The organism is Oceaniglobus sp. K40-3 (assembly GCF_055808395.1).
In genome coordinates this window covers 2,452,295-2,465,530 of the sequence record NZ_CM147868.1, presented here as the reverse complement: position 1 = coordinate 2,465,530, position 13,236 = coordinate 2,452,295, and the positions used below count along the sequence as shown (strand labels likewise).

Below are 13,236 nucleotides of genomic sequence, written 5' to 3'. Positions count from 1 at the left end.
GGGAAAAGTGCAACAGGAAATGATGGAGTCAGGGCACCACATGCAGGGTCGGGGCGCGGTTTGCCTCGGACATGAGCGCAATCAGAACCTCGACATGGCGCGCCACATTGTAACTGGCATCGCCCGCCTTGCGGCGCTCTTCGCACGCGGCCTCATGGGCCAGAAGGGGGCGCAGCGGATCGGCGCTTGCCGGGGTGTCGGGCAGGATGCGGCGCAACACCCGGCGCCGGTCATAATCGGACAGGCCAAAGCGCGCGGCACGGATTAAAAGACGGGGACGGCGCAGGCGGGACAGGGCATTGGTGGCGGGATTTGTCATCATCGGTTCCTTTGGAATGTGGCAACATCGTGGCGCAACCTTGGCACAACCGGGGCGTGTGTTGCGCAATGGTCGCAAAGGCCGCGCGCTGCCCTACACAATCGTTTACGTTTTGGTAGCAATCTCGCTCAGACCGGCTTGTTGTTAACGATCTGATAACAATTACAATCAAGGGTTGATCGCGCTGGGGGTAAATCTGTGGATAAACAGGCCCCGGCGGCCGGTTAAACGAGGGGACGTAACGATGTTGTCAGTATCGCCGATTGCGGCAGCGCCGGAATGGGTGCCAGAAGAGGTGAGGCTCTATCTTGCACATACGGAACACGGGGCGTCGATCCGCGCCCTTGCCCGGGCCGCGGGGTGTCATGCCTCGACGGTCATGCGCCAGATCCGACGCTATGAACAACGCCGCGACGATCCTCTGATTGATCATGCCCTGCGCCGTCTTGGCGCCATGGGCATCGGGCAAAACACGCCCGTTCATTTGACCGGAGACACCATGAAGCACACCAGACCCACCCGCGCCAGCGCGGCCCCCGATGACATTCAGATCGACAAAGAGGCGCGCCGGGTGCTGCGCCGTCTGGCCGAACCGGGGGCCTGCCTTGCCATTGCCACGGGGATGGAAAACGCCGTGGTGGTGCGCGAAGGCGCGGACGGACAGACCGTGCGCACCGCCATTGTGCAACGCACGGTGGCCGAGGCGATGGCCCTGCGCGACTGGATCGCGGCAGGCACCGGGGGCAAGATTGCGCGCTATCATCTGACCAATGCCGGGCGCGCCGCCCTGCGCCAATTGTTGGACGCGGCGGGCGAATTCCACGGCACCGCACAGCGCAGCGCCGCCAAGGGGCGGGCGCGCTATGGGATGGCGGAAAGCCCGCTGAACGTTCTGGCGCGCCGCCGCGACAAGGATGGCAGCCGCTTTCTGAGCGAACCTTTGCTGGCGGCGGGTGAGCGGCTGCGCGAGGATTTCGAACTGGCGCAGATGGGCGGGCGCAGCCCACGCAACTGGGAACAAATCGTCGCGCAGGGGGTGGGCGACGAGGCGGGCGATCCGAAAGGCACCGGGCCAGAGGCCGCCCGCGCTCGGGTGGCCGCGGCGCTGGCCGAACTTGGGCCGGGGCTGGGCGATGTGGTGCTGCGCTGTTGCTGCCTGCTGGAAGGGATGGAAACAGTCGAGCGGCGCATGGGCTGGGCCGCGCGCTCGGGCAAGATCGTGCTGCGGATCGGGTTGCAGCGGTTGCGCCGCCATTTCGACGAAACCGAAGGTAAATGGTCGCCGATGATCGGTTAGGGTGCCCAGCTCAGGAAATTCGCAATCAGACGCAACCCCGCATGTTGCGATTTTTCCGGGTGAAACTGGGTGCCGATGCGGTTTTCCGCACCGACAATGGCGGTGATCGTGCCGCCATAGTCACAATGGGCCAGCCTTTGGGCCGTATCATCCATTTCCATCTGATAAGAATGGACGAAATAGGCGTGTTCACCAGTTTCAATCCCGGCCAGCACCGGATGGGGGCTGTCAATTACCAGATCGTTCCACCCCATATGCGGCACCTTCAGCGCCGGATCGGCGGGGGCGATGGCGCGCACCTCGCCGTTGATCCAGTTCAGGCCGTTGGTTGGCTGATATTCATGGCCACGGCGCGCCATCAGTTGCATCCCCACACAGATGCCCAGAAACGGGCGGGCGCGGTGTTCGACCGCCTCGACCAAGGCCTCGTACAGCGCGGCGTGGCCTTGCATCAACGCATTGCGGCAGGCGGGAAAGGCCCCGTCGCCGGGCAGCACGATCCGGTCGGCGCGGGCCACATCCTCGGGGCGCGATGACACGATCACGCTGCCGGCATCGGTTTCGCGCGCCATCCGCTGAAACGCCTTTTCCGCCGAATGCAGATTGCCGCTGTCGTAATCAATCAGAACCGTCAGCATTCACAGCGCGCCCTTGGTCGAGGGCAGGATGTCACCCATGCGCGGATCGGGTTCAACCGCCATGCGCAGGGCGCGGGCGACGGATTTGAACGTCGCTTCGGCAATGTGGTGGCTGTTGATGCCATGCACCTTGTCGATATGCAGGGTGATGCCCCCATGGGTGGACAGGGCCTGAAAGAATTCACGCACCAGTTCGGTATCGAAGCTGCCGATTTTTGCGGTGGGCAAATCGGCGTTCCAGATGAAATAGGGCCGCGCCGACAGATCCAGCGCAGTGGCAATCTGGGCATCGTCCATGGCCAGGGTGCAGGAACCATATCGCCGGATACCGCGTTTGTCGCCCAAGGCCCGGGTCAGGGCCTGCCCCAGAGCGATGCCGGTGTCCTCGACACAATGGTGATCGTCGATGTGCAGATCGCCCCTGGCGCGCACCTTCATGTCGATCAGCGAGTGGCGCGACAGTTGGTCCAGCATGTGATCAAAGAACCCGATGCCGGTCTGGTTGTCATACTGCCCGGTGCCGTCAAGGTTGATCTCGACCGAAATATCGGTTTCGGCGGTGGTGCGGGTGATGCTGGCGTTGCGCATGATGTGCCTCCGGGTGCTGTGCGCTGTCTATAGGGGGGTGGCCTGCGGTGAAAAGGGGCGACAACGCAAGACACTTGCAAGACTGCGGGCGCCGTGTTCCAGTAATAGTGTGGAAAAAATGCGGCAAGCACTGCGCATCGGGGCGCGACAGGCAAATGAGCCAAGGGAATGCAATTGCATACCGGGGTTTCCATTTGGGCAATGCACATTACGCAGGGGGTACGCTACCCCTGCGGCAATCACGACACATCAGATAAACACGTTGGAGGAGAAACCATGGGACGCGTTGCACTTGTGACCGGCGGAAGCCGGGGATTGGCGCTGCAATATCCATTGCCCTGAAGGATGCAGGATATACCGTTGCCGCGAATTACGCGGGCAATGATGAGGCGGCGGCGAAATTTACCGATGAAACCGGGATCAAGGCCTTTAAATGGTCGGTCGCCGATTATGATGCCTGCGCTGCCGGTATTGCCGAGGTAGAAGCCGCCCTTGGCCCGGTTGAGGTGCTGGTGAACAACGCCGGGATCACCCGCGATGCCATGTTCCACCGCATGACCCCCCAGCAGTGGCGCGAAGTGATCGACACCAACCTGTCGGGCGTGTTCAACATGACCCACCCGATCTGGCCCGGCATGCGGGAACGCAAATTCGGGCGGGTGATCAACATCAGTTCGATCAACGGCCAGAAAGGGCAGGCGGGGCAATCCAATTATTCCGCCGCCAAGGCCGGCGACATCGGCATCACCCGCGCGCTGGCGCAGGAAGGCGCACGGGCGGGCATCACCGTGAACGCCATCTGCCCCGGCTATATCGGCACCGAAATGGTGCGCGCCATTGATGAAAAAGTGCTGAACGACAAGATCATCCCCCAGATCCCCGTGGGCCGTCTGGGTGAACCCGAGGAAATCGCCCGCTGTGTGACCTTCCTTGCCAGCGACGACGCCGGGTTCATTTCCGGCTCGACGATCAGCGCGAATGGCGCACAGTTCTTCGCATAAAATTTGAAAATCTGTCAGTGGGTGGGTGTTATAACACAAGTGTTATGACACCCCTTGTGGCAAAGGAGATCTAGATGAAAGACGGAACACCCGACATTGATCCTGTCGAATCCCGTGAGTGGCAGGAGGCGATCGAGGATGTGATCGCGCGTGATGGCGCGGACCGCGCGCATTTCCTGTTGGACAAAGCCGTGCAACAGGCCCGCGCCGCAGGTGCGACCCTGCCGTTCAGCGCGACGACGCCTTATCAGAATACAATTCCGTCTGACGACCTGCTTGACGTGCCCGGCGATCAGGACATGGAATGGCGCATTCGCACGATCAACCGTTGGAATGCCATGGCCACGGTGGTGCGGCGCAACAAGGAATCGTCCGAATACGGCGGTCATATCGCCTCTTTCGCCAGTTCGGCGGTGATGTATGACATCGGGCTGAACCATTTCTGGCGGGCAAAATCGGCGATTCACGGCGGCGATCTGGTGTTCTTTCAGGGCCACATCGTGCCGGGTATCTATGCGCGCTCGTTCATGGAGGGGCGTTTTTCCGAACAGCAGATGGAGAATTTCCGCTCCGAGGTGGCCGGTGGCGGGCTTTCGTCCTATCCCCACCCATGGCTGATGCCGGATTACTGGCAATTCCCGACCGTTTCCATGGGCCTTGGTCCCTTGATGGCGATCTATCAGGCGCGGTTCATGAAATACATGCACAACCGGGGCCATATCGATATGGCCGACCGCAAGGTGTGGTGTTTCCTGGGTGACGGCGAGATGGACGAACCTGAATCCCTGGGTGCCATCGCGTTGGCGGCACGTGAAGGGTTGGACAACCTTATTTTTGTGGTCAACTGCAACCTTCAGCGCCTTGATGGCCCGGTGCGCGGCAACTCGAAAATCGTGCAGGAACTTGAGGGCCACTTCCGCGGTGCCGGCTGGGGCGTTCTCAAGGTGCTGTGGGGCAAGGGCTGGGACGACCTGCTTGAGATGGACACCACCGGGCGGTTGCGTCAGTTGATGGATGAAACCGTCGATGGCGATTACCAGACGTTCAAATCCAAGGACGGCGCGTTCATCCGCAAGCATTTCTTTGGCAAATATCCCGAAACGGCGAAACTGGTCGAAGACTGGACCGACGATCAGATCTGGGCATTGCGCCGGGGCGGCCATGATCCGCAAAAGGTGTACACGGCGTTCAAACGCGCGACCGAGGCCAAGGGCCAACCCACCTGCCTGTTGGTGAAAACCGTCAAGGGCTATGGCATGGGCAAGGCGGGTGAGGGGCAGAATACCTCGCATCAGCAAAAGAAGATGGTCGAGGAACAATTGCGCGCCATGCGCGACCGGTTCCAGATTCCGGTCAGCGATGAAGACCTGCCAAAGGCGCCGTTCATTTCCCTGAACAACGCACAAAAGGCTTACCTCGCGGACCGCCGCAAGGAATTGGGCGGCGCATTTCCCCAACGGTTTACCGGCGCGCCCGCGCTGGAAATTCCGCCGCTTGAGGCATTTAAGGCACAGCTGGAAAGCACAGGCGAGCGCGAAATTTCCACCACCATGGCCTTTGTGCGCATCCTGACAACCCTGTTGCGCGACAAGAAGATCGGCAAACAGGTGGTGCCTATCGTGCCCGACGAATCCCGTACCTTCGGGATGGAGGGGCTGTTTCGCAGCGTTGGCATCTATAACCCTCAGGGGCAGAATTATACCCCCGAAGATGCCGATCAGATGATGTTTTACAAGGAATCGACCAGCGGTCAGGTTCTTCAGGAAGGCATCAACGAAGCGGGCGCCATGGCCGATTGGATCGCCGCGGCGACATCCTATTCCAACCATGGCGTGCCGATGGTGCCGTTCTATATCTACTACTCGATGTTCGGGTTCCAGCGGGTCGGCGATCTGGCCTGGGCGGCGGGCGATTCACGGGCGCGCGGTTTCATGCTGGGCGGCACGGCGGGGCGCACCACCCTGAACGGCGAAGGGTTGCAACACGAGGATGGCCACAGCCACATTCTGGCCAGCACCATTCCCAACTGCATCACCTATGACCCCACGTTCAGCTTTGAGGTGGCCGTCATCGTGCAGCATGGTTTGCAGCGGATGTATGGCAATCAGGAAGATGTCTATTTCTACATCACCCTGATGAACGAAAACTATCGCCATCCGCAAATGCCCATGGGCAGCGAAGAAGGGATTATCAAAGGGCTCTATGCCCTTGAACGGCAAAAGAAACCCGGAAAAAAGCATGTGAACCTCATGGGGTCCGGCACCATTCTGGTGCAGGCCCTCAAGGCGGCTGAAATGCTCAAGGAAGATTTCGGCGTCACCGCCGATATCTGGAGCGCGACCAGCTTTAACGAACTGGCCCGCGAGGGGCAGGATTGCGCCCGCTGGAACCGTCTGAACCCCCTGAGCGATCCGAAGGTGCCCTATATCACCCAAACCCTGAAAGACGCCAAAGGCCCCATGGTGATCGCCAGCGATTACATGAAAAACTATGGCGAACAGGTGCGCGGTTTCATTGAACAGCCGCTGTCGATCCTTGGCACCGATGGCTTTGGCCGCTCGGACAGCCGGGTGAACCTGCGCCGGTTCTTCGAGGTGGACGCAAACCACATCGCCGCCGCCGCCATGGTCGAGCTTTACAAGCTCAAGGCCGTGACCCGCGCCGATATGGAAAAAGCCATCAGCAAATACGACATCGACGGCGACAAGCCGAACCCCCGCTTGGTGTAAGCCGAAGATCAGGAGAGAAACATGAGCATAGACGTCAAAGTACCCGATATCGGCGATTTCAAGGATGTGCCGGTGATCACCATTCTGGTGGCCGTGGGCGATACCGTGGCCAAGGAAGACCCGCTGATCGAGCTGGAATCCGACAAGGCCACCCTTGAGGTGCCATCCTCGGCGGCCGGTGTGGTCAAGGAAATCAAGGTGTCCGAGGGGGATAATGTCTCCGAAGGCGCGCTGATCCTGGTGCTCGAGGCCAGCGGCGAAGAGGACGCGAAAGCGCCCGATGAGGCGCCCGCCAAAACCGAAGCGCCAAAAGAAACGGCACAACCCGCCGCTGCCGCTGCGCCCGCTCCGGCCCCCGCCGTCACCGACAGCGGCTTTTCCAAGGCCCACGCATCGCCCTCGGTGCGTGCTTTTGCCCGCAACCTCGATGTGGACCTGTCCAAGGTCAACGGCTCGGGCCGCAAGGGCCGCATCCTGCGCGAAGACATCACCGCGATGTTCAAATCCACCGCCACCCCGGCCTCGGGCGCTGCCCCGGCGCAGGGTGGTTCGGGCATCCCGCCGATCCCCGCCGTCGATTTTTCCAAATTCGGCCCGGTCGAAGATGTGGACATGCCCCGGATCAAGAAAATCTCTGGCCCGGCACTGCACCGCTCGTGGCTGAACATTCCCCATGTCACCCACAACGAAGAGGCCGACATCACCGAGCTCGACAAGTACCGCAAAGACCTCGACACTCAGGCCAAACAGGAAGGCTATCGCGTCACCCTGCTGTCATTCATCGTCAAGGCCTCGGTCAGCGCGCTGAAAAAACACTGGGAATTCAACAGCTCGATCCACCCCGACGGTGACAAGCTGATCAAGAAATCCTTCTATAACATCGGCTTTGCCGCCGACACGCCCAACGGTCTCATGGTGCCGGTGATCAAGGACGCCGATCGCAAGGGCATCGTCGAGATCAGCAAGGAACTGGGTGATCTTTCGGCACAGGCCCGCGACGGCAAGCTGAAATCGGGCGATATGCAGGGGGCCACCTTTACCATCTCGTCGCTCGGCGGGATCGGCGGCACCTCGTTCACCCCCATCGTCAACGCGCCCGAGGTGGCCATTCTCGGCCTTACCCGGTCCAAGATGGCACCGGTCTGGGACGGCGAACAATTCGTGCCGCGCAACATGCTGCCCATGTCCCTGTCCTATGATCACCGGGCCGTTGACGGGGCGTTGGCGGCGCGGTTCTGTGCGCACCTGAAATACCTGCTGGGCGATGCCCGGCGGTTGATGCTGTAAGGGGGCGCGAAGATGGATATCAAAGTACCCGACATCGGCGATTTCAAGGACGTTCCCGTGGTCACCATTCTGGTGGCCGTGGGCGATACCGTCGCCAAGGAAGACCCGCTGATCGAGCTGGAATCCGACAAGGCGACGCTGGAAGTTCCCAGCCCCGCGGCGGGCACGATCAAGGAAATCAAGCTCTCCGAGGGCGATAAAGTTTCTGAAGGCAGCCTGATTCTGGTGCTGGAAAGCGCCGACGCCGAAACCAGCGATGAGGGCGTGCCAGCAACCGAAGAGCGTGCACCAGAGGCACCCAAAACCGTCGCCGCCAGTGGCACCGCCACCGGCAAGGGCGATCTGCACGCCGAGGTTGTCGTGCTCGGCTCGGGCCCCGGCGGTTATTCGGCTGCGTTCCGCGCCGCCGATCTGGGCAAATCCGTGATCCTGATCGAAAAATACCCCAACCTTGGGGGGGTCTGTCTCAACGTCGGCTGTATCCCCTCCAAGGCCCTGCTGCACGCTGCCAAAGCAATCACCGAGGCCGAGGAAATGGGTGATCACGGCGTCACCTTCGCCAAGCCCAAGATCGATCTCGACAAACTGCGCGGCTGGAAAGACAGCGTGGTGAAACAACTGACTGGTGGTCTGGGCGGTCTGGCCAAGGCGCGCAAGGTGACCACGGTACAGGGCTATGGCAAATTCACCGGCGCCAACATGATCGAGGTCACAGGCGACGATGGCACCAAAACCGTCAGCTTTGATCAATGCATCATCGCCGCCGGGTCCGAGCCGGTAAAGCTGCCGTTCATCCCCCACGATGATGAACGGGTGATCGATTCCACCGGCGCGCTTGAACTGCGCGACATCCCGAAAAAACTGCTGGTGCTGGGCGGCGGGATCATCGGTTTCGAAATGGCCACGGTCTATGATGCGCTCGGGTCCGAAGTGACGGTCGTGGAACTGATGGATCAGATCGTTCCGGGCTGTGACAAGGATATCATCAAACCTCTGCACAAGCGGATGGAAAAACGCCTTGCCGCGATCAAGCTCAAGACGAAAGTGACCGATGTAAAGGCCCAGAAAAACGGCCTGAAAGTCACGTTCGAGGATGACAAGGGCGAGGTCAGCAGCGCCATCTTTGACCGGGTGCTGGTGGCCGTTGGCCGCCGCCCCAATGGCAAGTTGATTGATGCCGAAAAGGCGGGCGTCGCGGTGGATGAACGGGGCTTTATCGCCACTGACATTCAGATGCGCACGGGCCAATCCCACATTTTCGCCATTGGCGATGTGGTGGGCCAACCGATGCTGGCCCACAAGGCGGTCCATGAGGGCAAAGTCGCCGCCGAAGTCGCCGCAGGGCACAAACGGGCGTTCGATGCGCGGGTGATCCCTTCGGTTGCCTATACCGACCCCGAGGTCGCATGGGTGGGCGTTACGGAAACCGAGGCAAAGGCCAAAGGCATCAAATACGAAAAGGGCGTGTTCCCCTGGGCCGCTTCAGGGCGTTCCCTTGCCAACGGGCGCAACGAAGGGATCACCAAACTGTTGTTCGATCCCGCCGATGACCGGGTAATCGGGGCCGCCATCGTCGGCACCAACGCCGGTGATCTGATTGCCGAAGTTGCGCTGGCCATCGAAATGGGGTGTGATGCCGTTGATCTGGGCCACACGATCCACCCGCATCCGACGCTTTCGGAAACGGTGAACTTTGCCGCCGAAATGTTTGAGGGTACAATCACCGATCTGATGCCCCCCAGGAAACGCCATTGAAGGATACCACCATGACCAAGAATCCGTTCGACGTGAGTGACATGTTCAAGGCCTTCGATCCGGCCGAGATGCAGAAGATGTTTCAACCTCAGAACATGTTTTCCATGTTCCAGCCGCAACAGCAGTCGATGTTCGATGTGGACAGCATCGTAAAGGCCAACCAGCGCAATTTCGACGCATTGCAAGAGGCCAACAAATCTGCCGCCGAGGCCTATAAGGACATGCTGGACAAACAGATGGAAATGTTTGGCCAGATGACCAAAACCGTCCGCGAACAATATCAGTGGGCCGAAGACAACGCCGGGCCGGATACGCTCAAGGCGAAACAGGCCGCGATGAATGACGCGGTCGAAGAGGCTCTGACGATGATGAAAAAGCTGGCCGATGCGACCCGCGAGGCCAACGAAAAGGCCTATGAACAGGTCAAGGGCCAGGTCTCGGAAGCGGTTGAAGAGATCAAGAAGAAAAAGTAAAACGCCGATTGGCGCAAGAATATTACGTCCGGGGTTGTGTGTGAATATGATTCGCCCATAACCCCGGACGCCAAATGAATTTGGGGGACTAAATGCTGATCGGGACACCGAAAGAGCAATTCGAAGGCGAGCGGCGCGTTGCGTTGACGCCCGATAGCGCAAGGGCCTTGGCCAAGCTGGGCCATAGCGCCCTGATCGAAAGCGGCGCAGGCATTGCTGCCGGGTTTTCCGATGCCGCCTATGCCGACGCAGGCGTTGAGGTGGTGCAGAACGCTGCTGTCGTCTGGAGCAAATCCGACATCGTCGCCAAGGTGCGCCCGCCCTCCGAGGTCGAAATGGCACAGATGCGCGATGGCCAGACCCTGATTTCCTTTTTCAACCCGGCGGGCAACCCCGAGCTGATGGAGCAGGCAAAAGACAAGGGCGCCTCGGTCATTGCCATGGAAATGGTGCCCCGCATTTCCCGCGCGCAAAAGATGGACGCGCTGTCCTCCATGGCCAATATCGCCGGCTATCGCGCGGTGATCGAGGCGGGCAATAATTTTGGCCGGTTCTTTACCGGTCAGGTCACGGCGGCGGGCAAGGTGCCCCCGGCCAAGGTTCTGGTGATCGGCGCCGGTGTTGCCGGGCTCGCGGCCATCGGCACCGCGACGTCGCTGGGCGCGATCACCCTGGCCTTTGACGTGCGCCCGGAAGTGGCCGAGCAGATCGAAAGCATGGGCGCCGAATTTGTCTTCCTTGAGTTCGAGGAATCCTCGCAGAACAGCGCGGCGACCGGCGGCTATGCCGCCCCGTCCAGCCCGGAATTCCGCGAAAAGCAGCTTGAGAAATTCCGCGAACTGGCGCCCGAGATCGACATCGTGATCTGCACCGCGCTGATCCCCAACCGTGAGGCGCCCGAACTCTGGACGCCGGACATGGTGGCGGCGATGAAGCCGGGCAGCGTGATCATTGATTTGGCGGCGGAAAAGGGCGGCAACTGCAAACTGACCGTGCCGGACGAGAAAATCGTCACCGACAACGGCGTGACCATCGTGGGTTACACCGATTTCCCGTCGCGCATGGCATCGCAGGCCAGCACCCTTTATTCCACCAATATCCGCCACATGCTGACGGATCTGACCCCGGGCAAGGATGGCATCGTCAACCACAACATGGAAGACGACGTGATCCGTGGCGCCACGGTCACCCACAAGGGCGAAATCACCTATCCGCCACCGCCCCCCAAGGTCAAAGCCATCGCTGCTGCTCCGAAAAAGGAAAAGGCGCGCGAATTGACCGTGGAGGAAAAGAAGGCGAACGAGGTGGCCGCCTTCAAGACGCAGACCCGCAATCAGGTGACATTGCTGGCGGTTGGCGCGGTGGTGTTGCTGGGCGTCGGCCTTGTCGCTCCGGCCAGTTTCATGCAGCATTTCATCGTGTTCGTTCTGGCGGTTTTCATCGGGTTTCAGGTGATCTGGGGCGTGGCGCACAGCCTGCACACGCCGCTGATGGCGGTAACCAACGCGATCAGTTCGATCATCATTCTCGGGGCGCTTATGCAGATCGGGTCAGGGTCGTTCCTTGTCATCATATTGGCCGCGCTGTCGGTCTTTATGGCCGGGATAAACATCTTCGGCGGTTTCCTCGTGACACGGCGCATGCTCGCCATGTTCCAGAAATCGTAAGGGGCGCAAGACATGGAATTTGGTTTCACAACAGCGGCTTATGTCGTCGCGGCGGTTCTTTTCATTCTTTCGCTGGGTGGGCTTTCGGGCCAGGAAAGCGCCAAGCGCGCGGTGTGGTATGGCATCGTCGGCATGGCATTGGCCGTGGCGGCCACGCTGGTCGGTCCCGGTGCGGGATTCTGGTTTTTGTCGCTGCTGCTGATCGCGGGCGGCGCGATCATCGGCTATCAGCTGGCCACCAAGGTGCAGATGACGCAGATGCCCGAACTGGTCGCGGCGATGCACAGCCTTGTCGGTCTGGCGGCGGTGTTCGTCGGGCTGATCGCCCATATCGAACTGGGCCGGGTTCTGGCGATGAACGCCGAGGCCCGCGCCGCGCTTGATGGGTTCGCGGCGCTTCTGGCTCACAAGAGCCCGGTTGAGGTGTCGATCCTGCGGGTCGAGCTGTTCCTTGGCATCTTTATCGGTGCGGTCACATTTACCGGATCGGTGGTGGCCTATGGCAAACTGGCGGGCAAGGTGGATTCAGCGGCGAAAAAGCTGCCCGGCGGGCATATGCTCAACGCCGCTGCGGCCGCTTTGTCGGTGTTTTTCCTCATCTGGTACTTCAACACCGGCGGTTTCTTTCCGCTGTTCCTCATGCTGTTGGCCGCTTTGTTCATCGGCTATCACCTGATCACCGGGATCGGCGGGGCGGATATGCCCGTGGTGGTTTCCATGCTCAACAGCTATTCGGGCTGGGCGGCGGCGGCGATTGGTTTCAGCCTTGGCAACGACCTGTTGATCGTGGTTGGCGCGCTGGTCGGCTCAAGCGGTGCGATCCTGTCCTATATCATGTGCAAGGCGATGAACCGGTCGTTCGTCAGCGTGATTCTGGGCGGCTTTGGCGGCGCGGCAGGCCCCGCGATGGAGGTCGAGGGCGAACAGATCGCCATCGACGCCGATGGCGTGGCCGCGGCGCTTGAGGACGCCGACAGCGTGATCATCATTCCCGGCTATGGCATGGCCGTGGCACAGGCACAGCAATCGGTCAGCGAACTGACCAAGCGCCTGCGCGCCAAGGGCAAAGAGGTGCGTTTCGCCATCCACCCCGTGGCGGGCCGACTGCCCGGGCACATGAACGTGCTGCTGGCCGAGGCGCGTGTGCCTTACGACATCGTGCTGGAAATGGATGAGATCAACGATGATTTCCCCAACACCGACGTGGCCATCGTGATCGGGTCAAACGACATCGTGAACCCCGCCGCACAGGACGACCCCAACAGCCCCATCGCCGGAATGCCGGTTCTGGAATGTTGGAAGGCGAAACAGGTGTTCGTGTCGAAACGTGGACAGGGAACGGGATATTCCGGCATCGAAAACCCGCTGTTCTTCAAGGAAAACACGCGGATGTTCTATGGCGACGCCAAGAAATCGCTGGATGATCTGCTGACCCGGATCAGTTGAAATCACACCGCGAACGTGAAAACCCCGGCCTTGCGC

10 protein-coding genes and 1 pseudogene are annotated in these 13,236 nt (G+C 60.6%); 8 read left to right on the top strand and 3 right to left on the bottom strand.

Annotated elements, in window-relative coordinates; translation table 11 throughout:
• Positions 1 to 28: 28 nt before the first annotated feature.
• Positions 29 to 319 (bottom strand): DUF6477 family protein, encoded by a 291-nt coding sequence (locus AC0L7P_RS12750; protein WP_473433091.1) that lies wholly within the window; start codon positions 317 to 319, stop codon positions 29 to 31.
• 244 nt (positions 320 to 563) lie between these two features.
• Here AC0L7P_RS12750 and AC0L7P_RS12745 point away from each other — a divergent pair, with 244 nt between their 5' ends.
• Entirely contained in the window at positions 564 to 1,616 is a 1,053-nt protein-coding gene (locus AC0L7P_RS12745) for a DUF6456 domain-containing protein (protein ID WP_473433090.1), read from the top strand.
• On the opposite strand, the gene hisH is transcribed toward AC0L7P_RS12745, so the two are convergent.
• Together hisH and hisB are read right to left on the bottom strand one after the other, a co-directional pair.
• Entirely contained in the window at positions 1,613 to 2,254 is a 642-nt protein-coding gene (hisH, locus tag AC0L7P_RS12740) for an imidazole glycerol phosphate synthase subunit HisH (protein ID WP_473433089.1), read from the bottom strand. The two genes, AC0L7P_RS12745 and hisH, sit on opposite strands and share 4 nt — an antisense overlap.
• The gene (gene hisB, locus AC0L7P_RS12735) at positions 2,255 to 2,842 is read right to left on the bottom strand and encodes an imidazoleglycerol-phosphate dehydratase HisB (RefSeq protein ID WP_473433088.1); all 588 of its coding nucleotides are present in this window, start codon (positions 2,840 to 2,842) and stop codon (positions 2,255 to 2,257) included. It lies immediately after the preceding gene.
• 276 nt (positions 2,843 to 3,118) lie between these two features.
• On the opposite strand from hisB, the pseudogene phbB reads away from it, so the two are divergent.
• The 7 genes and pseudogenes from phbB to AC0L7P_RS12700 all read left to right on the top strand — a co-directional run bounded on the left by phbB (position 3,119) and on the right by AC0L7P_RS12700 (position 13,200).
• A pseudogene (phbB, locus tag AC0L7P_RS12730) lies at positions 3,119 to 3,843 on the top strand (acetoacetyl-CoA reductase).
• A gap of 74 nt (positions 3,844 to 3,917) precedes the next feature.
• The gene (gene aceE / locus AC0L7P_RS12725; protein ID WP_473433087.1) at positions 3,918 to 6,572 is read left to right on the top strand and encodes a pyruvate dehydrogenase (acetyl-transferring), homodimeric type; all 2,655 of its coding nucleotides are present in this window, start codon (positions 3,918 to 3,920) and stop codon (positions 6,570 to 6,572) included.
• Between the two features lie 21 nt (positions 6,573 to 6,593).
• Positions 6,594 to 7,859, top strand: coding sequence for a dihydrolipoyllysine-residue acetyltransferase (gene aceF / locus AC0L7P_RS12720; RefSeq protein ID WP_473433086.1), 1,266 nt, complete (start codon positions 6,594 to 6,596; stop codon positions 7,857 to 7,859).
• 12 nt (positions 7,860 to 7,871) lie between these two features.
• Positions 7,872 to 9,614 (top strand): dihydrolipoyl dehydrogenase, encoded by a 1,743-nt coding sequence (lpdA, locus tag AC0L7P_RS12715; protein ID WP_473433085.1) that lies wholly within the window; start codon positions 7,872 to 7,874, stop codon positions 9,612 to 9,614.
• Positions 9,615 to 9,625: 11 nt separating this feature from the next.
• Positions 9,626 to 10,087, top strand: coding sequence for a phasin family protein (locus AC0L7P_RS12710; protein WP_473433084.1), 462 nt, complete (start codon positions 9,626 to 9,628; stop codon positions 10,085 to 10,087).
• Positions 10,088 to 10,179: 92 nt separating this feature from the next.
• Complete coding sequence (locus AC0L7P_RS12705; RefSeq protein WP_473433083.1) at positions 10,180 to 11,754, top strand: Re/Si-specific NAD(P)(+) transhydrogenase subunit alpha; 1,575 nt, start codon at positions 10,180 to 10,182, stop codon at positions 11,752 to 11,754.
• Between the two features lie 12 nt (positions 11,755 to 11,766).
• Positions 11,767 to 13,200 carry an NAD(P)(+) transhydrogenase (Re/Si-specific) subunit beta gene (locus AC0L7P_RS12700; RefSeq protein WP_473433082.1) on the top strand — a complete coding sequence of 478 codons (1,434 nt, stop codon included), beginning with the start codon at positions 11,767 to 11,769 and terminating at the stop codon, positions 13,198 to 13,200.
• Positions 13,201 to 13,236: the final 36 nt, after the last annotated feature.

What these genes read in the sequence shown, in the direction of transcription:
- AC0L7P_RS12750 (WP_473433091.1), bottom strand. Translation starts at nt 319, where the DNA reads ATGACAAATCCCGCCACCAATGCCCTGTCCCGCCTGCGCCGTCCCCGT.
- AC0L7P_RS12745 (WP_473433090.1), top strand. Translation starts at nt 564, where the DNA reads ATGTTGTCAGTATCGCCGATTGCGGCAGCGCCGGAATGGGTGCCAGAA.
- hisH (WP_473433089.1), bottom strand. Translation starts at nt 2,254, where the DNA reads ATGCTGACGGTTCTGATTGATTACGACAGCGGCAATCTGCATTCGGCG.
- hisB (WP_473433088.1), bottom strand. Translation starts at nt 2,842, where the DNA reads ATGCGCAACGCCAGCATCACCCGCACCACCGCCGAAACCGATATTTCG.
- aceE (WP_473433087.1), top strand. Translation starts at nt 3,918, where the DNA reads ATGAAAGACGGAACACCCGACATTGATCCTGTCGAATCCCGTGAGTGG.
- aceF (WP_473433086.1), top strand. Translation starts at nt 6,594, where the DNA reads ATGAGCATAGACGTCAAAGTACCCGATATCGGCGATTTCAAGGATGTG.
- lpdA (WP_473433085.1), top strand. Translation starts at nt 7,872, where the DNA reads ATGGATATCAAAGTACCCGACATCGGCGATTTCAAGGACGTTCCCGTG.
- AC0L7P_RS12710 (WP_473433084.1), top strand. Translation starts at nt 9,626, where the DNA reads ATGACCAAGAATCCGTTCGACGTGAGTGACATGTTCAAGGCCTTCGAT.
- AC0L7P_RS12705 (WP_473433083.1), top strand. Translation starts at nt 10,180, where the DNA reads ATGCTGATCGGGACACCGAAAGAGCAATTCGAAGGCGAGCGGCGCGTT.
- AC0L7P_RS12700 (WP_473433082.1), top strand. Translation starts at nt 11,767, where the DNA reads ATGGAATTTGGTTTCACAACAGCGGCTTATGTCGTCGCGGCGGTTCTT.